The organism is Amphritea sp. 1_MG-2023 (assembly GCF_030547545.1).
GTDB lineage: Bacteria > Pseudomonadota > Gammaproteobacteria > Pseudomonadales > Balneatricaceae > Amphritea.
In genome coordinates this window covers 45,272-68,196 of record NZ_JAUOQE010000024.1, presented here as the reverse complement: position 1 = coordinate 68,196, position 22,925 = coordinate 45,272, and the positions used below count along the sequence as shown (strand labels likewise).

The following is a 22,925-nucleotide window of genomic DNA, read 5'->3' as shown; positions in this document are numbered from 1 at the left end:
GAGAGGGTAAGCGAAAACTGGTAGGTGATGTAGATTATCAGTCAGTTTCTGACATTGCTGGCAGTATCTCGCCGGTGACCGGTGGTGTTGGTCCCATGACCATCGCTTGTTTATTGAAAAACACCATGAAAGCGGCGCGCTTGCAGCAGACGGCTTGAATCTGATGCTTTAGGGCGATGTCCATCGGCAGGGATTGTTCTGATCCCTGCCATAAAGGCCATGCGGGTTGATTTCGGCGTGCTAGATAACGGTTTTATTCGGCTGTCTTTAGGCTTCAACGCAGGGCAAATAGGATCGAGAAAATTGATCCTCATTTAGGGATTCTTGTCCCAACAGAGAATTTTTTCTGGGTTATCGCAGAGATCTTCAATGCGTTGAGTCACTAAGCTAGCAAACTCAAGGGCAATCATGGATGACGGGCTTTCTGTTGGAAAAAGGAGGCCAACACGTAAGAAGATGTCGGGTTGAAAATGGCGAAATACGACTTTTCCTGGTTGCGCATAAGAGGTGTAACTGAACGCCGAGATCGGGTCAATAATAGAGACACCGAGGCCGCGCTCGACAAATTTTAGCGCCGGTATGAAAAAGCGGGTTTGTAGTCGAACATTCATTCGATGACCGTTGGCTTCAAATAGCTGCAGCAGGTCATGATAGATCATATGGTCAGGATGCAACGTTATCATTGGCTCAGCATCGAGCATGTCTAAGGTGATGGTATCGTGAACAGCGAGTGGATGATCCGCAGGCAGAGCACAGACACAGAGGAGATCAAATAGTTGATTTCTACCGACTTTGGGCTGATGAGAGGTGACTTCTGCAAGGGCAAGGTCATACTGATTCGAGGCCACCCATTCGATCACAGAATCCGAGGTGCGGGTTTGCAGAGAGGCTTGAATCTTGGGGTGCTCAACGAGAAAATCAGCCAGAATTTCGGGCATGAAAAAGTTTGACGGGCCGGGCATGCAACCGATGCGAAGAAAGCCATATTGCTTATTTTGGATATCTTGAACGGTTTGATTGACATCTTGAATACGCGAGAATATAGCCTCGACTTCTTTGTATAGATAGTTTGCTTCAGGTGTCGGGTAGAGGCGCTTTTTGTGTCGTTCGAATAGCTGAAAACCAACATCATTTTCCAATGAGCTAATCATCATACTCACCGCCGGTTGCGTACGAAATAGTTGCTGAGCAGCTTGTGAGACAGAACCTGTCAGCATGACTGCACGAAAGGCTTCCATCTGTTTGAGATTCATCGTTCTACCTTAACTATATTAGTTATTCTGATAGGTGGCTTTAAAAATAGGGTATTAGCTAATGATTGAAAATATAACGTATGTTAAAGGGGAATGCACGGCTATCTCTGCTGATCTTGGATTAACCGGTTAGCCCAGTTGAGGCGAGGTAAATAGAGTGCAGTAGTGTTGCTCAATGGCAGATTTATCTTAAATGCGCAAGCATTTGTCGCTGACTTAAGCTGAAAACTCAACGGTAGCCTATTCAGGAACTATCAGGGCTACCGTTGAGAAGAGAGGATCACGCTTATTGTTTAGTCTTGGCTGCTGCTTCAGTCATAATGCTATAGGTGGTTTTCATGTCGGCGATCCATTCAGGCCCATGACGAAAATCGAGAACCGCGCCAATATTTTGGTAAGCTTGAATTACTTTAGGGTCCTGCATCGCTTTCTCGGTTGCTGCGGTGAGTTTTTCCACGACTTCTTCAGGCACACCTTTAGGTGCGAATACGCCCGACCAGCCTTCGAAACTTCCCTTAATGCCAAAATCAGCGAAGGTTGGCACGCCTGGGAAAGCCTCCATTTTCTGATTCATCACCAATACCCGTGCGCGTTCAGCTTTAACGTGGGGGCCGAATGCTGGCGGGAAAGATACGGCCGAATCAATATGGCCACCAACCACGGACACCATTGATTCTGCAGCGCTCTTGGCGTTGACATATTTAGGTTTGTAACCGGCTTGATCAGCAATAATGTTAGCTAAAATGGTGCCCGATGATGATGCTCCCCAAGAGCCTTGAGTCAGTGTTTCACTTTTTGCACCGGCAATAAACTCATTAAAGGTCTGGTAAGGGCTATCTTGTTTGACAACAACCGCTAAGGGCACCGCTGTCATTTTAATAATGGGTGTAAAGCTGTCGAAGCTATAGGGTGTTTGGCTGAAATTAGGCGTCACTAACATGTTGCTTAAACCGGCGTTGATGAGGGTGTAACCATCCTTCTTCGCGCGGGCTACAAAGCTGGTGCCGACAATACCCACACCGCCGGGTTTATTAATAACAACCACCGGTACGCCGAGTTCTTTCTCCACCGCATCAGCCCAGATACGAGTCGTTAGGTCTGAATCACCACCGGCTCCCCAAGGCACAATAACGTTGATTGGTTTTTCCGGATACTCTGCCAGTGCTGAGCCTGATGCTAACGTTACAGCGACTGCTGCTGTGATGGTTGCTAGGTTTTTTTTAAATTTATGCATCATGCGATCCTATGAAGTTTTGTTATTAATATTCAATGGCTTTAATCAGAGGCCAGTTGTGTTTGAGTGACGTTTGTCATGTTGTTATGTATTTAAGCTAGTTTTCTTTTTGCCGCAGCCGTGGCAATGTTTGCTTTGGCTTTTCGTCTCATGCGCATGCTGGATATCACGAAGAAGGCTGACAGTGCGATAAACACCCATGAGAATGGTGAGGCGAAAAATAGGTGATATTCAGTGCCGACAATCGCGATGGCTTGATCTAAATTCTGCTCTAAGAAGGGTGTCAGAATAAAACCGATGATAAACACCGCTGGGTTTAATCCGACTAAGCGCATACCGTACCCCATGATCGTAAAGAGGATAAGAATCAGAATGTCATTCATATTCTGGCCCGCGGTAAAAGCACCGGCGAAGGCGAAGACAGTGACACAGGGAAAGATGTAATAACGTCGTAGTGATGCCATTTTGACGAAAAACTTAAAGCCTGCACGTGCGATACCCAAGAGGAATAGATCGGTGAGCAGGAAGCCGGCAAAGATGGCGTAGATAGTTTCGGTGTGCTCAAAGAAAATCATCGGGCCGGGTGTTAAACCGTGGATTAAAAATGCACCCATCAACAGGGCGGCAACATCATCGCCGGGGATGCTGAGGGTTAACATCGGAATCAAGCTTGAACCACATACCGCGTTATTGGCTGATTCAGCGGCAGCAATACCTTCGACGGAGCCTTTACCGTATTCATCGGGCTTTTTCGAGGTGCGTTTGGCTTCGCCATAAGCGATGAAGGCTGCCGTACTCGAACCTAAGCCAGGCAGCGCGCCAACAAAGGTACCGATACCGCTGGATTTTAAAATAGTGCCAAAAACGCGGCGAAACTCTTTGAAGCTGATGCGATTATCGGCAGGGTTGGGTGAGTGAGTAATCATCATTTCATGGTGAGGTGTCCGACGTCGACGAATGACGTTAAACACTTCCGGCATAACGAGAATACCAATCAGCATCGGCGTGAAGGTAAACCCGCCCATTAATTCGGTATAACCAAAGGTAAAGCGTGAAGCGCCGGTGATGGATGACATGCCTACCATGGCAAATAACATGCCTAGGCAGCAAGAGAGTAAGCCTCGTGGGATAGATTCTCCGGCCATGGTGCCGATCACGGTGAAGGCAAACAGCAGTAAAAATACTTTCTCGATGGGCCCAGCTTGCAACGAGATCAACGAGAAAGGTGCGGCGACGAGAATCAGTACTAAGGTCGCTAGCATTTCCCCCGTGATGGATGCAAACAAAGACATGTTGAGGGCTTTCCCCGCTTTACCAGCCTTAGTGAGTGCATGGCCGTCTTGTGCGGTGAGAAAGGAAGCCGCCGCCCCCGGTGTATTAATCAGGATCGCCGAGATGGAGCCACCGTAAATACCCGATTTATAGACCGCCAGTAGCATGGTGATACCGATAATCGGATCGACATAAAACGTCATGGGCAGAATGATAGCAATCGCCATGATGGCTGATACACCGGGGATAGCCCCAAAGGTAATCCCGATCACGACCCCGAGGATAATGCCTAAAATAGGACCGACGGCTAAAATTAAGGAGAAGCCATTAAGAATATTATCAAACATTTAATTACGCTCCTTTATAAAGACCAGGTGGGCAGAAAGACACGTAAAAACTCTCTCGAGCCGTAATAGATGAGTAACGGTGTGACAATGGATGTCGCAATAATCGGTACCCAGTTTCGGCCGCCAAGTAGCATGGCAACGGCGAACATGACAAATGGAGTGGCCACCAAGAAACCGACATAAGGTACGCTCAGCCAATAGGCTATAAAGATACCGATATAGATAAAAATACCGGAGAAGCCGTCGGTTATGATGATTTCAGAGCCTTCTGGCTGCGTGCCTTGCGATAGCTTTATAAGGGATTGAATGGCGATGGTGGCAGCGAAAATAATGATGAGGCTCGCCACGACTCGGGGTAAAAACATAGAGCTTAAGTCAGTTTCTGCGCCGCCCTCAACTAAGTTGTCATTAGTTAAGATGATCACTGAAAGTATGATCAACAACGTCGAAAGTGCGACATCAATTTTTCGTCTATCCATTGTGTTACCTGAATACTTATTTCTTTGAGTGGCTTTAGAGTACGCGATGAGAACTCTAAGCAATGAATCCTTTCAACGGTACTGATCATGGGCACTTTTCCCTGCCGTAAGCCGCTATTCAAATCAGTCTATACAAACAGAACATAGATACAATTCTAAAAAACATTTGATTTTATAAGTTTAGCTTATGAACTTTTGGCAATCAGTCAAAAGTTGGTTTATTTGCACCAAGGTGAATCATATGGATTTAATATTAGTTTTTTGGGTGATTTGTTGCACCTTAATGGGGCGGTATTTCGTGTGAAACTTTATGTTAATCAGTTAAAAAAATACTTTTTGAGGTTGCTTCGCCAGCAGCAGCCTTTCTCTGTCTCATAGTATTGCTGATGCGTCACATGACTCATCTCATTGACAATGACTGGCTGAGATCCTCCCTTTCATAGCCTTATGATTTCTTTTAGAGATATAAGATTTTCTGATGAAATAGTAAGTATTTTGAATTTGTTGTTATGTTTTTGGCAACAGATAATGCCTTATCAAATGTATTAACCGAACCTTTATGTCCGCAGATGGCTTGTTCAAAGCTTTCCCTTTAGCCGTTGAAATCGAGAACCATGATGAACAGCTAGGGCATAGCGGTTTTGGCTAATGCCCACCATCTTATATATGAGAGCGTCAGTGATGATTGAGCGTCAACATTCTAATCAACGTATGAGCCAGCTAGTGAGTTTTGCCAATCTATGTTGGACAGCAGGTCAAGTAGCGAAAGACCCATCAGACGATATTGCTGGGCAAACACGTCAGATATTGGCACAGATTGATGCACTGCTAGCCGATGCGGGTAGCCATAAAAGTCAGTTAATTAGCGCGAATATTTGGCTTGCGGATATTGCTCAATTTGCGCAGATGAATGCGGTTTGGGATGACTGGGTCGATAGCGACCATCCGCCAGTCCGCGCTTGTGTAGAATCTCGGTTGGCGCGTCCTGAGTTACTGGTCGAGATACAGGTTGTTGCGGTTACCGCTTAAGTTTTAGCGATCAATGTCTCATTAGGTAGGGATTATGGACAGTTCACAGATTGGCGTTGTTGGAGGCGGTGTTGTGGGTCTTGCAACCGCTATCTTTCTGCAACAAGCCGGGTATCAGGTAACATTAATTGATAAAGAAGCCCCAGGTATGGGCGCGTCTTTTGGTAATGCAGGCTTGTTTGCCGACTATGCTCGCTTACCGTTCGCTAATTTTTCGATGCTGCGCAAGATGCCGAGGATGCTATTAGATAAAAGCAGCCCTTTGTCGATGCAATTCAGCTATTTACCCTCATTGATACCGTATGGTAAGGCGTTTGTTAAGGCATGTTTTCCTGCTAACTATACGCATGCGAAGGCTGCCATGAGAGCGCTGCAAGAGCATGCCCAGCAGGCTGATGAAGCGCTTTTAAACCTGACACAGGCACAAGACTTGATTAAGTCAGAAGGCTGTTTAGGGCTATTTGCTAGCGAGGAAGGCTTTGCCGCGGCGCAACGAGGTGATCTGCAGCAGCGAAGAGAGCAGGGGGTTGAGCTGGAGTTCTTGAATGCCACTCAAGTTCATGCGTTAGAGCCTAACTTAGCAGCATTTCATGTCGGCGGAGTTTTTTATCCCAAGACGCGCTTTACCGTGAGTCCGGTTGAATTAAGTCGGCGTTATGCGCGTCATTTTACGGCTCATGGCGGGGTTATTTTACAGGATGAAGTACAGGCTTTAGTGCCCAATGATAATGGTGTCGTTGTGCGTCTGAGCGATCGAGATATCAGCTATGATCGAGTGGTACTTTGCGCGGGTCTTGCATCTAAACATCTTTTGGCAAAACTGGGTATCAAGGTGCCGATCGTGAGCGAACGGGGTTATCATCTAACCCTTGATCTGGGTGAAAAGTCTTTGAGTCGTCCCGTCGGTTGGTTGGATAAATCGGTTTTTCTGACGCCGATGGAAGACGGCGTTAGATTAGCGGGCACGGCTGAGTTCGCTTCTGCCGATGCCCCGCTCAATGAAGCGCGCACGGCGGCTATGCTCGATCATGCCAAGGTGATGTTGGATAATAATCCATCGATTAAATCGAGCTGGGTTGGCAGCCGCCCCTCAACACCCGATACTCTGCCCGTTATCGGTTCGCTTGAACGCTATCCTAGAATTACCGTGGGGTTTGGTCATGGCCATTTGGGCCTAACCTTTGCTGCCGTGACTGGGCAACTGATTACCGAAAGCCTGCTTGGACAAACACATAAGATTGATATAAACCCTTTTTCTGCGACTCGTTTTAGCTAAGGGAGGATCTGAATATGATGATGAAAGGCGGACATAATGTCTGTGGGCTGGTGATGGGTGTTATCTCCTTGGAGTCTTATTTTCCTAAACCCGAGGGGCATATCAAAAATCCCGCGAGCTTCGATTTTCCGGTGTTATATCACACGGTAAAAGGGGCGACGATTGAGCGTTTGATCAGTGAACGTGATCCCGAACTGTTGCAGCCTTTTATCGACGCGGCACAAGCGTTAGAGCGAGAGGGTGTTAAAGCGATTACCGGTAGCTGTGGGTTTTTAGCGTTACATCAAAAAGCGATTGCGGATGCGGTGAATATACCGGTATTTATGTCCAGTCTTATTCAGGTGCCTTTGGTGTCACGCTTGTTAAAACGAGATCAAGTTGTCGGCGTGGTGGTCGCGAATAGTGATGCATTGTCGCAAGATCACTTGCAGGGCGTGGGGATTGCGGATGAACCGATCGTGGTTGCCGGCATGCAGCATCAAGCGCAATTTGCTGAGGTGATATTGAGTGGCAAAACCGATGATTTGGATATGGCTCTATTTGAAGAGGAGCTGTGTACGGTGATTCAAGGAATGCTAGAGGCTAATCCCAATGTTGGCGCTATTGTCTTAGAGTGCACCGATCTGTCACATTTTTCCCCGACACTACAGGCGAAGTTTGGCTTACCTATTTTTGATTTGAGCAGTCTAACCCGTATGGTAGCCGCGACAGTGAATCGGCAAATCGCTTAAACGTTATCTTAAACCACTTGCCATATAACCCTAAGTATTCTGATGCTTTGGGTTTTTTTTCTTTGAGGTTTATACGGTGGTCATACTGTTAATCAGTTCGGCCAGTTTCTTGATGCCGGGCTCGATACGATCAGTTGAGATTGAAGAAAAGCCAAGACGGATAAAATTTTTCGGGCCGTCGTCATGATAAAAGTGAATATGACCGGGCTCAATAATGATGCTTTCATCGATGGCGCGTTGTTTTAGTTCGGCAGTATCTAGGTTGTCAGGGCAGCGAACCCAGTAACAGGAACCACCAAAATTGGGGGCTTCATGGCTACCCGGAAGATAGTGACTGAGTGCCTCATCAACCGCACGCCAGCGAGTACGATAGTTACGATTAATGTTCATAATTAAGGCGTCATAATAGCCACGCTCTAAAAACATCGCCGCCGCGCGTTGATTATTGGATGCAGGATGACGAATCATGAGGCGGCGAAGCGCTCGGGCTTCTTTGATGAGAGGCTCTGATGCAACCACATAACCGAGCCGTAAGCCCGGGGCGAGGGTTTTTGATAGGCTGCCGATATAGATGACGCGATCACTCTTATCCAAACTCTTGAGGGCGGGGTTGGGTTTGTTGTCAAAATTGGTCTCGCTTTCGTAATCATCTTCGATGATCAAAAAGTCCTCATTACAGGCGCGGTTTAGCAACTCATAACGTCTCGCCAGCGGCATCGTCACGGCCGTTGGACATTGATGACTCGGGGTTGTGTAGATCAAATCGCATTGATTTAGTTGATCGTCGATAATCAAACCATCTTGATCGATCGGTAGCGGTTTGATTTGGCAGCCATGTAATTTGGCGATATTGCGGATATCCACATACCCCGGATCTTCTAACCCTAAGGTTGATTGCTTATCTAATAATAATTGTACTAACAGATAAAGAGAGAGTTGTGCGCCAACGGTCACGAGTATCTGTTCAGGCGCGGCCCATATGCCTCGACGCGGCAATAAGCGGGTGCGTATTTGCTCAATCAGACGGGGATCATCGTGGTCTAAGCTATCCGAGGCCCAATCACTTACGGCGGCATCACTGACTGCATCGCGACAGCACTCTCGCCAGTTAACCGCGGGAAAGATTTTTTCATCAAACTGGCCATAAATAAACGGATACTGATAGCGTTGCCAGTCTAAGGCTTTGTTGATATTGATCTGCTCACTGGGATGGATCTTGAAACGGTGTTGCCAATCAAGTTGTTGATCGTCTATGGCCAGGTGATCTGCTTGTTCTGCCGCTTGGTTCTGCAGCATATCAGGGTTTACAAAGTAGCCTCGACGTTCTCGGGCAATGAGATAACCATCATCGAGTAGGTGTTCATAAGCCAATACCACTGTATTGCGGGCAATATTCAATAGCTTTGCTAGTTTTCGGCTGGAGGGTAGTGGCACATCTGGAGGTATATTGCCATTCATAATGGCATTAGCGATCTGTTCTCTTAGTTGTTTTTGCAGGCTGACATTTTTGTCTTGAGTGAGATGAAAAAGATGGAGCATATATTCAGTGCCTCATGCTAAAAACAGACTTATATAATGAAGGCAATCCGTCGCTAAATATAAGAGGAGGCATCCATACCAACAATCAATATACTAATTGGAATAGTACCATAAATGACTAAACGTATTGATAATAGAGGCGATATTGCGGCAAAGATAGATGTTTGTGCGAAGCTAAGTCGTGCTGAGTAGCCCCATTTGCTAACCGATAGTGTGCACTGTATCCGGTTAACAAACGGAGCGAATCATCGAGCTTTAAACGAGTGCGATGATGAACTTATAAGCTGCTGGTGACCGCTGACAATGCTTCGTCGATCGCCTTAATTACCAGATCGATCTCTTCACGAGTAATAATCAGAGCGGGTGCCAAGCAGATGGTGTTATTGAACTCTTTAAATGAACGGTTAGTGCGACCAATAATCACACCATTGGCCATACAATGTCCTGCGACAGCCATCACCACGGATTCATCGACCGGCTCTTTCGTGGTTCTATCTTTAACCATTTCAAAGCCTGCAAACAGGCCTTTACCACGGACATCGCCGATGATGGCGTGTTTGTTTTTTAGCGCGTTCAATTGAGTCTGCAGATAGTCACCCTGAGCATTAACATTGTCTAACAGCTTTTCATCTTCGATGATTTGCATATTAACCAATGCCGCAGCGGGCCCCGCCGTACAGCCACCAAACGTTGAGATATCGCGGAAATAACCCATTCGAGGATCTTCATCTTCTTTGAAGGCATCAAATACCGCTTCGGTCGTTACGGTACAAGAGATGGCGGCATAGCCGGATGCGACACCTTTGGCCATAGTGACAAGATCCGGTTGAATGTTGTAATGCTGATAACCAAACCATTGACCGGTTCTGCCGAGACCACACACGACTTCATCGATGTGGAGTAGCACATCATATTGCTTGCAGATCTCTTGCACGCGAGGCCAGTAACCTTCGGGTGCTTCAATCACGCCACCGCCTGCGGTAATCGGCTCAAGACAGATAGCGCCGACCGTTTCTGGCCCTTCTGCCAAGATCACTTTTTCAATCTGATTGGCAGCCCAGACACCGTAGTTTTCTTTATCGGCATCTTCTTGCGCTCGGTATTCACAGCAATGCGGCACTTCAACGAAGTCAGGTACAAAAGGACCGTATTGGTTTTTACGCTCAAACTGCCCGGTCGCACTCAGTGTGCCGATGGTAGTACCGTGATAATCACGTTCACGATAAAGTATCTTAGTTTTTTTACCACCATACTTCTTGTGCGCTATTTGGCGAACAATTTTAAAGGCTTTTTCGTTAGCTTCTGAACCAGAGTTTGAGTAATAAACGCGACTCATGCCGGGCATTTTTTCAATCAGTTTTTTGGCAAACTGTGCTGCTGGAATGTTACCTGCCGATTGGGCAAAGTAGTTCATCTTTACCAGTTGATCACGCACCGCATCTGCAATTTCAGTGCGGCCATAGCCAACATTCACCGTCCATACTGCACCAGACACCGCATCAAGGTATTCATTGCCTTTAGCATCCCATACACGCAGACCTTCACCATTGACGATGACCATCGGATCGCTTTTCTCAAAGGCTTTATGTTGGGTTAGGTGATGCCATACATGGTTACGGTCACTGTTCACGACATCTATAGAATCAAACTCATTCACATTATTGGTCATATTCGCCTCATCTGTTTATACCGGTGAGACAAGCTGATATTTTTTAAAATATTCTAGTAACCCATAGGATTAAAGAAAAAATATCAACTTGCCGAACTATCAATAATGTAAAATTACGCCTCTAGACGAGTGGCGGTTAGGACCAGATGAAACTCAGGGTTGAGGCCAGCCGATAAAGGTAAAATATGATTGATTAGGCTGCTAAAAAAGGTCGCCTATGCTGGTATTGATGACATAAAAAAAGGCAATCTACAGTTAGATTGCCTTATGATTTAACACATCAAGCTTAGGGAAGGTGCGAATAAGTCAATTCCGCCTCTGGCTGACAGAGAACATAACGGACTTATTCGCACCTTCCTTAGCCGGTAGCCTAAAGCCTAAAGAAAAGGGCGCCGCTGACAACGCCCTTGAAGATATTAAATCACTAATGTTTTGGTATAGCTCATTTCGCGAATCGCGTATTTAATGCCTTCACGGCCGACACCGCTTTCTTTAACACCCCCAAAAGGGAAGTGCTCGGTACGGAAACCTGGGCCGTCATTGGTGGCCAGTGTACCCACATCGAGCTCTTCGAATAGATAGCGAATAACAGAAAGGTTATTACTGAAGATGCCCGCCTGTAAGCCATAAGCGGTGTTATTGATAATAGGAATAATCTCCTCAACATCATCAAATTTAAACAACGGCATCACTGGGCCAAAGGTTTCTTCTATCATGACTTCGCTGTCGGCCTTAACATTTTCCAAAATAGTCGGGTGCACAAAGGCGCCTTCGTATTGATTACCTAGGGCAACGGTGGCGCCGTCTTCGATGGCCCCTTCGATACGTTGACGAATCTCATTCGCGGCACCCATATGAATAACAGGACCGACAAACGTATTGTCATCCATTGGATCGCCAATCACCAATGCGGCACTCTTTTCGACGAGAATATCGCGGAACTTATCATAGACGGAAGCGTGAATAAACAGGCGCTTAGCAGCGGTACAACGTTGTCCTGCAGTGGCAAAACGATGATTGATGGCAGAGGTTGCGGCGGCGTTTAAATCTGCATCATCCATCACAATTAAGGGATCATTACCCCCGAGCTCGAGTAATAGCTTTTTATACCCTGCAGCGGCGGCAATCGCATTCGCCGCCGCGGTGCCACCGGTAAAGTTAATGGCATTAACATCAGGATGCGCGTTTAGCTTATCGAGATCCGTCAGTGGCGGCATACAAAATTGCAGCACACTTTCAGGCATACCGGCGGCATAACATAGCTCAACTAATAGCTGAGATGTCGCGGTGTTTTGTGGGCCCGGTTTGAAGAGAATCGTGTTGCCAGCTGCATACGCAGGGCCAATTTTATGCATCGCGATATTGATAGGGAAGTTGAACGGCGTGATACAAAAAATGGTACCGAGCGGTCGCCAGCAAACAACACCGATTTTACCACCGGCGGGAGCATAGGCATCAGAATCGAGGGATTCACCGCTGATCTGACGCGCTTCTTCACTGCTCGCGATCGTGGCATTAATCGCACGAATCATTTCAACGCGAGAATCGGAGATCGTTTTACCGGTTTCAATGGTAATCAATCGTGCCATTTTTTCAGCGTTTTCTTTTAACAGATCGGCCAATTTTAATAATACATTGGCACGTTCAAAAGCGGCCGTTTTACGTTGAACTTTCTGGCCGGCTTTAAGTAATGCCAGCTTTTCTTCAATTTGGCTCCAGCTGGTGTAGCTATACTCACCAATCTGTTCATTGTTATAAGGGTTTACTAATGTATAGGTTTGGCTCATTGCTAAACTCCCATTTGGATTAGTTGAAAGACGATACGACCGGCCGCTAAAAATAGAGCCAGTTTCATGAGTGTAAAAAACACCTTGGTGTTGATATAACGCAGCCCGATGACGCCAAGCTTCGCGCCAATGATGGCCGCAATACTTAATACGCCAATCAGAAAGGCGTTATCAATGAATGAAAAACCGAGGAAAATGTAAGCCGGTATTTTGGTCAGATGAGCAAATACCTGCATCATTGACTTATTGCAGACGACCTCCTCTTTGCTCATATCATCGCGCATAAAGAACAGCGCGAGTAAGGGGTCGATAGCTCCGACAATAATACCCATACTGCCGGTTGCGATGCCTACCCAGAAGAAGTTTTTATCGCTGATCTTAAAGTGAGGTAGATGCTTTGGTTTGAACAGGGTATAGGCGATTAACAGTACTAATATTAGTAACGGGAAGAACTCGCCAACGTATTTAATGATGAATAGCGTGGTGATAATGGCACCGATGACTGCACCGAAGCCAAAGGGGATACACATGCCCCAACGAATGTCGTTTTTGAGAAACCAAGCGCGAGCGGCATTATTAGAGACTTGCACGACGCCATGCACCGCCACTAAGGGTCTGACGGGCATATAGACACTCATCGCGGCAAACATTAAAACACCGCCCGCCATGCCAGTGATTGAGGTGATCATCGAGGCGATAGCGACGGCGAAAGATAGCCACATCAAGCTCTCGTTGGATAAATTAACAACTTCCATTGCGTCTCTTTTTCGTTATCGTTGTATGTAGTGACTTAGGATAAGAAGAAACAGATAAAGGCTATAGGTCCAGTTTGATTTAAGTTCTGGTCCACCTCTGATGCTGTGAGCAAACTAAATCTATCGGCGCGGCCGTGCTGACATAAGGCGCGAGGGAGTCTCGTTGGGCTGCTTTAAGTACCTTGCTTTAAGTACCTTGCTTTAGGTGCCTTGTCGCTGTCGTTACTGGCTGCTAGGGGAATAATCTTAGCCAATCTCTCGTGATGTTCACCGGCGTCGCTCGTATCTGCTACTTCGAGTCTAGTGCCTAGTGCTGAGGTTCGGTCATAGATATCGTTACAGGCTATATCGTTTAGCGATAGCTATAGGTTATTCTATTGGACTTTAAGGTCGCGTTTTTAATCAGCGCTTAAAGTCAGTAGTTAAAGTCAGCCGTTAAGGCCAAGGCTTAAAATAGGGCTTTTTAATAGGACTTTTTAATAGGGCTAAGAGAGGTCAGCATGGATTTCCGTTCACTACGCTATTTTGTTGCGGTGTATGAGGAGCACAGCCTCAGTGCTGCTTCCAAGCGTTGCTTTGTGGCTCAACCCTCCATTTCTGCTGCGATTCAACAGCTTGAATCAGAGCTGAACTGTGCATTGTTTGTCCGTCACTCAAAAGGCGTAACCCCCACACCAGAAGGCACTCAGCTATATCCGGATGCCCGTCAGGTGCTGAGTGATATTCAGATGATCAAATTGCAGTTTCAAGATAAGCCCGAATGTCTGTCGGTGCGGCTGGGACTCATGCCATTCCTCTCGGGTAAACGCATCGGCAATGTCATTAAAGCGCTGTTTCGTGAGATACCGGGGTTGGATCTTACCTTAGTCGATATTTCGGAAGCGGCGGATCTGCGGATTATATCTAGCAGTATTGTTCAGCCAGATGAAGCGTTTCATAAGTTATGGGTCGATCGTTATGTGCTGGCAATGCCTAAAGATCACCCCTTGGCACGACATGAGTCTGTTGATCTCGAACAGTTGAATGATCTGCCCTTTATCAGTCGGCGACGCTGCGATATTAATGATGCCTGGACTTTTGCACTGCAAAAACGCGGTATTATCTTGAATATAAAAGCGCTGGTGAATACAGAAGAGTACGCGTTAGATATGGTTGCCGCCGGCCTAGGAGTGTCCGTGGTGCCCAAGCAGTCGACAGGTGACCGTCGCGATATCGTCTTGAAAGAGTTTAATGGCTTACAACTGGAGAGGGTCGTCGGGCTGGCTTATGCTCAAGACAAACCGCTACCCCCATTATTATTATCTGTGATTGAAAAGACGCCGCTGGAATTGACGAAATAAAGCCGACAGGCACAGAAAAACAGCATGTGAATGGTGTAAAGGTTTGGTTTTATGACTGATGTTAATGATTAGCGTGGCTAAGGGCTAAGGGCTAAGGGCTAAGGGCTAAGGGCTAAGGGCTAAGGGCTAAGGGCTAAGGGCTAAGTCTCGATAGCGTCTTTAGGTATTCTCATAGCCTCCTCAATGCGGTGATGAAGAAGCTTTAACGATAGCGATTAGATTGCGCGTTGATAGAGATGGTAGAGATCGGAGCCGCGGGCGTAGTATTGGCGGCGAGTTTGACGGGCGAAGATCGATTTTGGTTGACGACAAGGAAGCGACATCTCCTCAATTGGCATACCGGTTAGATGATCAGCCAGCTCTTTACCCATGATGGTACCAGGCGCAATACCGCGTCCGCTATAGCCAATACAGGTGATCATTCCCGGCGCCAGTGTATGCAGGTGAGGCATATGGTCGTTGGCAAAGGCGATTTTTCCAGACCAGCCATGTTGCCAGAACTGATGGTGTTGATGAATCTCTTGTTGGCTAAAGAAATCTGGAAACAATTTACATAGATAGTCGCTGGCCCAGTCCTTGAGGAACTGACAACCACTGTCTTCAACTCGACCGATACTACCTACAATCAGACGGCCTGCTTGATCCAAACGAATGAAGGACATCACTTGACGGGTATCCCAAGTGCCATGCTTTTCTGGCAGGATGTGTTTCAGTGTATTCCTGTTTAGTGGCGCGGTGGCAAATTGAAAGAAGTGTAAGGGGATAAAGGTTTTATCGAGGCCGTTATTTAGTCCCTGACCATAAGCGTTGGTGGCCAACACCACTTTCTCGGCAGTCACACTGCCGGATGAGGTACTGACTTTCCATTCACCTGACGGCATCGATTGTATCTCGCTGACGGCTGTATCGGTATGAATCTTAGCGCCCAGCGATAGCGCGGCTTTGGCTAGACCGCGAACATATCCCAGCGGTTGTATAGTGCCTGCACGAGGATCAAACAGCGAGGTGCGATAGGCTTGCGTCCCCGTTAGAGCGATCGTCTTATCTCGCTGGTAAATTTCCACCGGTGCTCCTCGCTGAGTCAGCTCAGCGGCGCGGTGTTGCAGATAGCGGTCACCATAGCGGGAGTGAGAGAGTTGTAGCGTACCGTGACGGGTGGCTTCGCATTCGATATTAAAGCGATCTATGAGCGAGAAAACTAAGTCCGGTGCCTTAGCGAGGGTGGCGTCTAAGCGATCGCCATATTTTTTTCCCACCTTAGCATCAATATCTGATGGATTAAGCCAAAGGCCAGCATTCACTAAACCAACATTGCGGCCTGAACCCCCGTAGCCAATCTCCGTTGCTTCTAACACGGTTACCGACACCCCTTTTTCTGCCAGATGAAGCGCGGTCGATAGACCGGTAAATCCGCCGCCAATAACGACAACAGAGGCGAACTGATCTCCCTGTAATGTTGTTGTTTCAGGTGCGGCACAAGCGCTGGCAACCCACAGAGAATCGGGAAGCTTATGTGGCATATTCTGCTTACTATTCATGGCAGGTTTCCCCGTAGTCAATCATATTCAATCAAAAGATGATCCGTAGATGTGAGGATTTGATCATCCACAGGGCTGTCTCCACGGTATCGATAAATGATGCGATTGGTGTAGCAGTATCCGCTTTGATAGGGTCATGTCGGACACTTAATATCGATCATATTCTGTCTACAGAATTGACAGAAATATTGTTTTCCTTGCGCCCATATAGGGAGGGGCTATATAAGATGGGAATATGGCGGCTAAGTTAATCGTTTAGCTCGATGGCTTTAAATAAAGGATGTTACTGTTCAGCTTATCCGCAAGGGCAAGCATCCAGCGCTGGTGAGCTTCGTCAGCTATCGCTCGGTTTTAAAGGGGGTTGTTCAAGATGCCTCAAGGTGCTTTCGAGGTGCTGTTTAAGTGACTCTGATGGCGAGTATAGGGAGTATGCGGCGCTTATGCCTATCGGTGTGGATAACGGGACTAGAGGTAACATAGTGATCACTATCGATCACTATATTTGATCTATCTAAAGCTAAACAATATCAATTATTTAACTGACATCGGCTGTTGTTGCTATCGGATTAAGCACGGTGGGTGGATTCAAAAATTTTATCCGCATTATTGGTAATAAATCCGTCAAACAGTTTGCCTTCGGCATTCTTATAACGCTTAGCAAATTCATAAAAGCAGCTCGGTACGGTTGTGGTGTGTCCGCATCCGAACGTCACTTCAATTTGATCGGCCAGCGTAGACGCTTGCACCAGCAGGTCTGCCGGTACACCTTTAATGGCACCTCCCACCTGATTGATTGCAAATCCGTTTTCTTCCAGCAGGGCAATGACTTTTTCCATCGAGGTAAGGTTTTTTAGATGGTTCAAGCAAACGGTAAAGTGGTTAACACGTAGACCCATACAGGTGAGCCAAGCCGCATATTCACTCTCTGAAGACAGGTGGCTGTAATCAGCAAAACTGACGGGATTCCAGAATAAGCCATGGGCAAAGGTCTCTGGCCCCGTGACGGCATTTGTCGAGATCTGTGCGACGACGTTGGCTAAGATCTGTTGACTCTCAGCAGATAAAAGATGACGTTGCAGTTCGCTGAGAAAAATTTTCGGTGCCAGCGGATCACGGTGACTATAGCTGCGAGCCATCAGTTTTTTCTTTTCGAAGTGATAGTGTTGCTGACATGTGTAACCCATATCGAAGATAACGGGTTCCAGCTTCAATAGATCGATTGGCGAGTTGGAGAAGGTACGGAAAGCGACGTGATCATTGAAAACCTGTTCGCCTTTGCGAGTAAAGAGATCGTGAATCTGACGGGCCTGAGGAGCAATCTTGACATAATCCTCCCAAAGCAGGTTGAAAAAGCTATCGTAGTGCATCACTCAACTCCAAGCGTAGGTTTATACCAATGAGAACAACTTAGGCTTTGATTTGATATAAGTAAAATATGGCTTTTGTATAAGGGATATATGTTTCATCTATATCATCGGCTTAAGACGGCAATACATAGGCCAAAAAACGTTAGCTGTTTGCTGGTCTGGGTTACTCAAACCAGCCTTGACGATAGCGCCTGAGGGCGGTATGAATCTCCCTGACTCGCCATTCATTACAGAATTGAGGAACTTTACGGCTTTGTATTCGATGGAAACCGATGCCGTTGAGCTCGTGAGTAATCGCTTGTTCATCGAATGTTTGCATCAGTTGTTGAATCATATACGGCTTGTCGTACTCGATACCGCAAGTGATGGCTGCACCTAAACGAGACCAGACGGTTTGTAATGCTGCAGCGTATCCTAATGAGTCAACACCGTTGAAACCATGTTCATAGTGATACAGATAGGCTTGAGGCTGAATATCCCATTGAGTCATGCCGCCAGACCCGGCATATTCTGGATATTCAGAGGTGCTTGAACTGACGCAACCGGTTAGCCAAATAGGTGCTAAGCAACAGCTGAGTATGAGGATTGTTCGCATGGGTTTCTCAAAGGCCTGCTATAGTGATAGAAGGTTATTCTCGGTGTGGCACTGACTTATCGCACTGCTAAATAGTAGGACTAAATAGTAGGGATAAACAGTAGGGCTATGTTCATTGTTTTAGTGTATCGAGGTGGAGGCGCAAGACAAGGATTTTCCTATAAGCCTTTTAAGATGAGTGAAACAAAAAGGGTTGTTATAAGAGTCGGTTATAAGAGCTGATATAACAGCATTGTCGATGTGTGATTGGTTATCGAGGATAAGCGTTAAGGTAGTGATAATGCTATCGCTGGCGAAATGCAATAGAAATTGGCCATTAAAATGCGCTAGCACTACCTGTTTTGGGCAGTGTTTATCAGTTTTTCTGATGGCAGTGCTTTTTTAACCAAGGGAGGCACTTTATATTACAACCCTTAAGGATACGTTTTTAGCCCAGTTAATAAAACGCTTAATATGTATCTTTACATACCTTTACGTTTCACTTTAACCGAATGTCTGCCCGTAAGAGGAACATTATGCCTAGCTGTATGATCAATGATCGGGAGATTCACTATCTGGATCAGGGAGAAGGATTTCCACTCTTATTGGGACACGGTTTACTGTGGGATTGTCGAGTATGGGATCGGCAATTAAGATTATTATCCGAACATTTTCGCTGTATTGTTCCCGATCTCTGGTCGCATGGCCGATCGCAATCAGTCAGTGACGGGGATTTGAGTCTCGATCGCCTTGCTGAAGACCATCATCAGTTGATGCAGCAGTTGGGTCTTGAGCGTTATAGCGTGCTGGGGATGTCGGCCGGAGGGCTTTGGGGAGCAAAACTGGCGATGAAGTATCCCGACGAGGTCGCTAGTCTGGTGCTGATCTCCTGTTATCTCGGCGGTGAAACGCCTGACAGTAAAGCCGACTATCTCGAGTTATTGGACATTGTAGAACAGCTTGAGACACTACCGACCCGCGTTGTAGATTCGATCGTTGAGGTTCTCTTTAGCCCTGAGACACAGCGAGCGAATCCGGCTCTCGCCGAAACCTTTCGTTTTGATTTAATGTTTCTGACCTCAGAACAGCTTAGCGGTATTATGGCCTTAGGTAAGCAGGTGTTTCGGCGTCAGTCGATGTTAAATCAGTTAGCCAATATTCGTTGCCCAACGTTGATTATGTCGGGTGAGCATAATATTCCTCGACCTCAGAAAGAGATTGAAGCGCTGCACAGTCAAATGCCGGGTAGTCAATTGGCCATTATTAAAAATGCGGGTCACATGGTGACATTAGAACAACCGGATCAAGTTAATCCTCTACTGATTAGCTTTTTATCATCGATAGACGATGTTGATCTTGATCTGAGTCGACTGGATCTCTTCTGATGTCAGAAGGCTCAAGCGGGTGGTATGTCTATATTGTGCGTTGCGCCGATGACACGCTTTATACCGGTGTGACAACCGATACCCGTCGACGACTCAATGAACATAATTTGAATAACCGACTCGGGGCTAAATACACGCGTACTCGACGCCCCGTGAGTCTCGTTTTTAAGGAAGCTTGCGCTAATCGGTCAGCCGCCTGTAAGCGTGAAGTTGAGATAAAAAAGATGTCTCGTACCGCTAAGTTAAAATTACTGCAGGACCTTCACGAGCAATAAAGATGCTTGGCTTGTGACATCATCATCGGTTGCTATGGCTCGACTTCCCGCTCTGGCACCGCATCTGTATAATGATTTTATTCGTTCGACCCTCTTCTCTGTGCTTAGGATTTCTTGTTTATGACAACTCTGACCATCTGTACCCCCGATGACTGGCATCTGCATTTTCGTGATGGCGATATCTTAACGGAAACTGTTGCCGCGACAGCGCGTTGTTTTCAGCGCGCGATTGTCATGCCTAATTTGGTGCCACCGGTGGTGAATGCCGAGCAGGCGATGGCTTACAAGGCGCGTATCCTTGCTGCACGCCCCGCGCAATCAACCTTTGAACCACTGATGACGCTATTTCTGACGAATGCGACAACCCCTGAGGATATTATGGCGGCTAAAGCATCGGGTGTCGTGGCCGCCAAACTTTATCCGGCGGGCGCGACGACGAATTCTGCGGCGGCGGTAACCGATCTGGAGGCGATGTATCCCGTATTCGAGGTGATGGCTACGCAGGGAATGCCACTCCTTATACATGGCGAAGTCACCGATCATCACATCGATATTTTTGATCGTGAGAAAGTCTTTATCGATCAGAAAATGAGTAAAATTGTCGAAGCCTTTCCACATCTTAAAGTTGTTTTTGAACATATCACCACCAGTGATGCGGCTCAATTTGTCCTGGACGCATCCGACAACGTCGCCGCGACGATCACGCCGCAACACCTGCTGATGAACCGCAATGATCTGCTGGTGGGTGGTGTGCGTCCGCATAACTTCTGTTTACCGGTATTGAAGCGCAATACACATCAGGCAGCGTTGCGACAGGTGGTGAAATCCGGCCCGGCTAAATTTTTTCTCGGTACCGACTCGGCCCCGCATGCGAAAGAAGCGAAAGAGAATGCTTGTGGTTGTGCCGGTTGCTACAGTGCGTGGAGTGCTATCGAACTGTATGCCCATGTCTTTGAAGAGTTAGACGCATTAGATAAGTTGGAAGGCTTTGCGAGTCATTATGGGGCTGATTTTTATGGTCTGCCACGCAATGAAGGCACTATTACCTTAGTGCGTGAGGAGTGGACGCTACCCGATGAGATTATGCTGCCAGATGGACGTCCGATCGTGCCGTTTTTTGCCGGCCAGAAGGTGAGCTGGAAATTGCAGGCATAATGGCTGTAATACCTTGTTAGTCAGGTACTTTTAGCGCGTAGCAATAGGGTGTAGCTAATTCGATGACTGGAAAAATATTAGTAATCTATGCCGGTGGTACGATCGGTATGCAGGCCTCTGAAACGGGTTATGTGCCCGCTGCTGGTTTTGAACAGCGGCTACGTGATCAATTGGGAGCGCGTGTCGCTCAGTTGCCCACGTTTGACATGTTGGAGCTGCAACAGTTGATCGATAGCGCCAATTTACAACCCCATCATTGGACCGAATTAGCCAATATTATCGTTCAGCACTGGCAGCAATATGATGGTTTTGTGTTGCTGCATGGTACCGATACGATGGCGTATAGCGCATCGATGTTGTCCTTTATGCTGCAGGGAATGGATAAACCAGTCATCGTTACCGGCTCACAAATCCCTTTGGCGGCGTTACGTAATGATGCGTTGGACAACCTGTTAACGGCGTTAACCTTTGCCGCTGAGGCTGCGATTGCCGAAGTGTGTATCTGTTTTAATGGGCGTTTGTTGCGCGGTAACCGGGCGACTAAGGTCAAGAGTGCAGCACTGAATGCATTCGATTCACCGAATGACGATTACTTGGCTCAGGTGGGTATTAATATTACCCTGCATGCGGAGCGCTTATTACCCGCAGGCAGCGCACATTTCAGTATTCCCGAACTCGCTTCCGAGGCGGTGGTGGTTTTACCGATCTATCCGGGCCTGTCCGCTCACACGGCACGGGCAATCCTCAGTGATAATGTCGTTAGAGGCTGTGTCTTACACACCTATGGTGCTGGGAATCCACCGGATGCCAACGTCGAGTTAATGATGCTGTTGCAAGAGGCGATTGAGCGGGGCGTTAGCATTGTTAATGTAACTCAGTGTCTGCAGGGTGAAGTGAGTCAAGGGGCTTATGCGACGGGCGCAACTCTTAACCGTATCGGGGTGATTCCTGGCGGCGACCTTACGTTAGAAGCAGCATTCACTAAATTACATTACCTCATTGCGACGCAATCTGCGGCGGCGGTGTCTGAATTAATGGTCAAGCCATTGTGCGGTGAGATGAGCTGAACGACTAATCTAACCGGCGCAGCATTAAAGCCCCGATCGTTTGACGTTCGGGGTTTTTTTATAGGGCAGGCTTTCTATATTGTTTAATTTTGTTATAACATAACTTTTTTAAAATCCCTGAGAGAGTCGGTATTCTATGAATAAGTATTGGTTGGCATTATTGACAACAACCCTAGCGGTGCCCGCGGTGGGTTATGAGCGACAGCATGGTAGTCATGTGCATGGTGCTGCCACTATGCAGCTTGTGATTGAGGCTGATGTGCTGCAATTGCAGCTAGAAACGCCGGCGATGAACATTCTCGGGTTTGAGCACGCGCCAAGCACGGCAGAACAACGAAAAACAGTTGAGCAAGCAACGACCTTGCTGAACAATCCTGAGAACGTTGTTATGTTGCCCGCCGCCGCGCAATGTCATCTGACACAGGCGTCTATCGAAAATTCATTAGCTGATAAAGACGATGAGCATCACGATCATGATGAAGAGCATCACGATAATGACGATGAGCATCACGATCATGATGAAGAGCATCACGACTATGATGAAGAGCATCACGACCATGATGAAGAGCATCACGATCATGACGATGAGCATCACGACCATGATGAAGAGCATCACGATCATGATGAAGAACACCACGATCCTGATGAAGCAGGACATAGCGAATATGATCTGAGCTATCAGTTCAAATGTGACAATATCAGCGCACTACAACAAGTAGACGTTAAACTCTTTAGCCATTTTCCACGACTTGAGGAACTCGAAGTGCAATACATTGTCCCTCTTGAGACCGGCTTTGGCCAAGGCGTGAAGCACCTCAGCGCGGCAGAACCCCAATTTAAGTTCTAGTTACAG

At 47.0% G+C, this 22,925-nt stretch carries 21 protein-coding genes; 10 read left to right on the top strand and 11 right to left on the bottom strand.

Annotation, left to right across the window (positions count from 1 at the left end):
* Window positions 1-17: 17 nt before the first annotated feature.
* Complete coding sequence (locus Q4488_RS13205; RefSeq protein WP_368411580.1) at window positions 18-158, top strand: hypothetical protein; 141 nt, start codon at window positions 18-20, stop codon at window positions 156-158.
* A gap of 156 nt (window positions 159-314) precedes the next feature.
* Here the strand turns inward: Q4488_RS13205 and Q4488_RS13200 are convergent, their stop codons facing one another.
* The 4 genes from Q4488_RS13200 to Q4488_RS13185 all read right to left on the bottom strand — a co-directional run bounded on the left by Q4488_RS13200 (window position 315) and on the right by Q4488_RS13185 (window position 4,585).
* Entirely contained in the window at window positions 315-1,253 is a 939-nt protein-coding gene (locus Q4488_RS13200; protein WP_303580952.1) for a LysR family transcriptional regulator, read from the bottom strand.
* Window positions 1,254-1,539: 286 nt separating this feature from the next.
* On the bottom strand, window positions 1,540-2,487 hold the full coding sequence (locus Q4488_RS13195) for a tripartite tricarboxylate transporter substrate binding protein (protein WP_303580951.1): 948 nt from the start codon (window positions 2,485-2,487) through the stop codon (window positions 1,540-1,542).
* Window positions 2,488-2,579: 92 nt separating this feature from the next.
* Window positions 2,580-4,106: a tripartite tricarboxylate transporter permease gene (locus Q4488_RS13190; RefSeq protein ID WP_303580950.1), complete on the bottom strand. Its 1,527-nt coding sequence runs from the start codon at window positions 4,104-4,106 to the stop codon at window positions 2,580-2,582.
* Between the two features lie 14 nt (window positions 4,107-4,120).
* Window positions 4,121-4,585 carry a tripartite tricarboxylate transporter TctB family protein gene (locus tag Q4488_RS13185; protein WP_303580949.1) on the bottom strand — a complete coding sequence of 155 codons (465 nt, stop codon included), beginning with the start codon at window positions 4,583-4,585 and terminating at the stop codon, window positions 4,121-4,123.
* A 681-nt stretch (window positions 4,586-5,266) separates the two neighbouring features.
* Between Q4488_RS13185 and Q4488_RS13180 the strand changes: the two genes are divergently transcribed.
* The 3 genes from Q4488_RS13180 to Q4488_RS13170 are packed head-to-tail and all read left to right on the top strand — an operon-like array spanning window position 5,267 to window position 7,621.
* On the top strand, window positions 5,267-5,614 hold the full coding sequence (locus Q4488_RS13180; protein WP_303580948.1) for a RidA family protein: 348 nt from the start codon (window positions 5,267-5,269) through the stop codon (window positions 5,612-5,614).
* A 34-nt stretch (window positions 5,615-5,648) separates the two neighbouring features.
* The gene (locus Q4488_RS13175) at window positions 5,649-6,890 is read left to right on the top strand and encodes an FAD-binding oxidoreductase (RefSeq protein WP_303580947.1); all 1,242 of its coding nucleotides are present in this window, start codon (window positions 5,649-5,651) and stop codon (window positions 6,888-6,890) included.
* A 14-nt stretch (window positions 6,891-6,904) separates the two neighbouring features.
* Window positions 6,905-7,621 (top strand): aspartate/glutamate racemase family protein, encoded by a 717-nt coding sequence (locus Q4488_RS13170; protein WP_303580946.1) that lies wholly within the window; start codon window positions 6,905-6,907, stop codon window positions 7,619-7,621.
* Between the two features lie 69 nt (window positions 7,622-7,690).
* Here the strand turns inward: Q4488_RS13170 and Q4488_RS13165 are convergent, their stop codons facing one another.
* The 4 genes from Q4488_RS13165 to Q4488_RS13150 all read right to left on the bottom strand — a co-directional run bounded on the left by Q4488_RS13165 (window position 7,691) and on the right by Q4488_RS13150 (window position 13,371).
* A complete protein-coding gene (locus Q4488_RS13165; RefSeq protein WP_303580945.1) occupies window positions 7,691-9,160 on the bottom strand; it encodes a PLP-dependent aminotransferase family protein in 1,470 nt (489 codons plus the stop codon).
* A 277-nt stretch (window positions 9,161-9,437) separates the two neighbouring features.
* Complete coding sequence (locus Q4488_RS13160; RefSeq protein ID WP_303580944.1) at window positions 9,438-10,829, bottom strand: aspartate aminotransferase family protein; 1,392 nt, start codon at window positions 10,827-10,829, stop codon at window positions 9,438-9,440.
* A 416-nt stretch (window positions 10,830-11,245) separates the two neighbouring features.
* Entirely contained in the window at window positions 11,246-12,616 is a 1,371-nt protein-coding gene (locus Q4488_RS13155) for an aldehyde dehydrogenase family protein (protein WP_303580943.1), read from the bottom strand.
* A gap of 2 nt (window positions 12,617-12,618) precedes the next feature.
* Entirely contained in the window at window positions 12,619-13,371 is a 753-nt protein-coding gene (locus tag Q4488_RS13150) for a sulfite exporter TauE/SafE family protein (protein WP_303580942.1), read from the bottom strand.
* Between the two features lie 500 nt (window positions 13,372-13,871).
* Here Q4488_RS13150 and Q4488_RS13145 point away from each other — a divergent pair, with 500 nt between their 5' ends.
* Window positions 13,872-14,711: a LysR family transcriptional regulator gene (locus Q4488_RS13145; protein ID WP_303580941.1), complete on the top strand. Its 840-nt coding sequence runs from the start codon at window positions 13,872-13,874 to the stop codon at window positions 14,709-14,711.
* Window positions 14,712-14,926: 215 nt separating this feature from the next.
* On the opposite strand, the gene Q4488_RS13140 is transcribed toward Q4488_RS13145, so the two are convergent.
* The 3 genes from Q4488_RS13140 to Q4488_RS13130 form a co-directional block, all read right to left on the bottom strand.
* Window positions 14,927-16,249, bottom strand: coding sequence for an FAD-binding oxidoreductase (locus tag Q4488_RS13140; RefSeq protein WP_303580940.1), 1,323 nt, complete (start codon window positions 16,247-16,249; stop codon window positions 14,927-14,929).
* Between the two features lie 566 nt (window positions 16,250-16,815).
* Window positions 16,816-17,616 (bottom strand): DUF1338 domain-containing protein, encoded by an 801-nt coding sequence (locus tag Q4488_RS13135; protein WP_303580939.1) that lies wholly within the window; start codon window positions 17,614-17,616, stop codon window positions 16,816-16,818.
* A 163-nt stretch (window positions 17,617-17,779) separates the two neighbouring features.
* A complete protein-coding gene (locus Q4488_RS13130) occupies window positions 17,780-18,211 on the bottom strand; it encodes a hypothetical protein (protein ID WP_303580938.1) in 432 nt (143 codons plus the stop codon).
* A 515-nt stretch (window positions 18,212-18,726) separates the two neighbouring features.
* Between Q4488_RS13130 and Q4488_RS13125 the strand changes: the two genes are divergently transcribed.
* From Q4488_RS13125 to Q4488_RS13105, 5 genes are all read left to right on the top strand, one after another.
* The gene (locus tag Q4488_RS13125; RefSeq protein ID WP_303580937.1) at window positions 18,727-19,575 is read left to right on the top strand and encodes an alpha/beta fold hydrolase; all 849 of its coding nucleotides are present in this window, start codon (window positions 18,727-18,729) and stop codon (window positions 19,573-19,575) included.
* Window positions 19,575-19,850 (top strand): GIY-YIG nuclease family protein, encoded by a 276-nt coding sequence (locus Q4488_RS13120; RefSeq protein WP_303580936.1) that lies wholly within the window; start codon window positions 19,575-19,577, stop codon window positions 19,848-19,850. The genes Q4488_RS13125 and Q4488_RS13120 overlap by 1 nt, the downstream gene beginning before the upstream one ends.
* 120 nt (window positions 19,851-19,970) lie before the next feature.
* Window positions 19,971-21,005, top strand: a complete 1,035-nt coding sequence (gene pyrC / locus Q4488_RS13115; RefSeq protein ID WP_303580935.1) for a dihydroorotase — start codon at window positions 19,971-19,973, stop codon at window positions 21,003-21,005.
* A gap of 62 nt (window positions 21,006-21,067) precedes the next feature.
* Window positions 21,068-22,072: a type I asparaginase gene (locus tag Q4488_RS13110; RefSeq protein WP_303580934.1), complete on the top strand. Its 1,005-nt coding sequence runs from the start codon at window positions 21,068-21,070 to the stop codon at window positions 22,070-22,072.
* 136 nt (window positions 22,073-22,208) lie between these two features.
* On the top strand, window positions 22,209-22,919 hold the full coding sequence (locus Q4488_RS13105; RefSeq protein ID WP_303580933.1) for a DUF2796 domain-containing protein: 711 nt from the start codon (window positions 22,209-22,211) through the stop codon (window positions 22,917-22,919).
* Window positions 22,920-22,925: the final 6 nt, after the last annotated feature.

Coding starts and splice junctions, on each gene's coding strand:
- Q4488_RS13200 (WP_303580952.1), bottom strand. CDS start 1,253: ATGAATCTCAAACAGATGGAAGCCTTTCGTGCAGTCATGCTGACAGGT.
- Q4488_RS13195 (WP_303580951.1), bottom strand. CDS start 2,487: ATGCATAAATTTAAAAAAAACCTAGCAACCATCACAGCAGCAGTCGCT.
- Q4488_RS13190 (WP_303580950.1), bottom strand. CDS start 4,106: ATGTTTGATAATATTCTTAATGGCTTCTCCTTAATTTTAGCCGTCGGT.
- Q4488_RS13185 (WP_303580949.1), bottom strand. CDS start 4,585: ATGGATAGACGAAAAATTGATGTCGCACTTTCGACGTTGTTGATCATA.
- Q4488_RS13180 (WP_303580948.1), top strand. CDS start 5,267: ATGATTGAGCGTCAACATTCTAATCAACGTATGAGCCAGCTAGTGAGT.
- Q4488_RS13175 (WP_303580947.1), top strand. CDS start 5,649: ATGGACAGTTCACAGATTGGCGTTGTTGGAGGCGGTGTTGTGGGTCTT.
- Q4488_RS13170 (WP_303580946.1), top strand. CDS start 6,905: ATGATGATGAAAGGCGGACATAATGTCTGTGGGCTGGTGATGGGTGTT.
- Q4488_RS13165 (WP_303580945.1), bottom strand. CDS start 9,160: ATGCTCCATCTTTTTCATCTCACTCAAGACAAAAATGTCAGCCTGCAA.
- Q4488_RS13160 (WP_303580944.1), bottom strand. CDS start 10,829: ATGACCAATAATGTGAATGAGTTTGATTCTATAGATGTCGTGAACAGT.
- Q4488_RS13155 (WP_303580943.1), bottom strand. CDS start 12,616: ATGAGCCAAACCTATACATTAGTAAACCCTTATAACAATGAACAGATT.
- Q4488_RS13150 (WP_303580942.1), bottom strand. CDS start 13,371: ATGGAAGTTGTTAATTTATCCAACGAGAGCTTGATGTGGCTATCTTTC.
- Q4488_RS13145 (WP_303580941.1), top strand. CDS start 13,872: ATGGATTTCCGTTCACTACGCTATTTTGTTGCGGTGTATGAGGAGCAC.
- Q4488_RS13140 (WP_303580940.1), bottom strand. CDS start 16,249: ATGAATAGTAAGCAGAATATGCCACATAAGCTTCCCGATTCTCTGTGG.
- Q4488_RS13135 (WP_303580939.1), bottom strand. CDS start 17,616: ATGCACTACGATAGCTTTTTCAACCTGCTTTGGGAGGATTATGTCAAG.
- Q4488_RS13130 (WP_303580938.1), bottom strand. CDS start 18,211: ATGCGAACAATCCTCATACTCAGCTGTTGCTTAGCACCTATTTGGCTA.
- Q4488_RS13125 (WP_303580937.1), top strand. CDS start 18,727: ATGCCTAGCTGTATGATCAATGATCGGGAGATTCACTATCTGGATCAG.
- Q4488_RS13120 (WP_303580936.1), top strand. CDS start 19,575: ATGTCAGAAGGCTCAAGCGGGTGGTATGTCTATATTGTGCGTTGCGCC.
- pyrC (WP_303580935.1), top strand. CDS start 19,971: ATGACAACTCTGACCATCTGTACCCCCGATGACTGGCATCTGCATTTT.
- Q4488_RS13110 (WP_303580934.1), top strand. CDS start 21,068: ATGACTGGAAAAATATTAGTAATCTATGCCGGTGGTACGATCGGTATG.
- Q4488_RS13105 (WP_303580933.1), top strand. CDS start 22,209: ATGAATAAGTATTGGTTGGCATTATTGACAACAACCCTAGCGGTGCCC.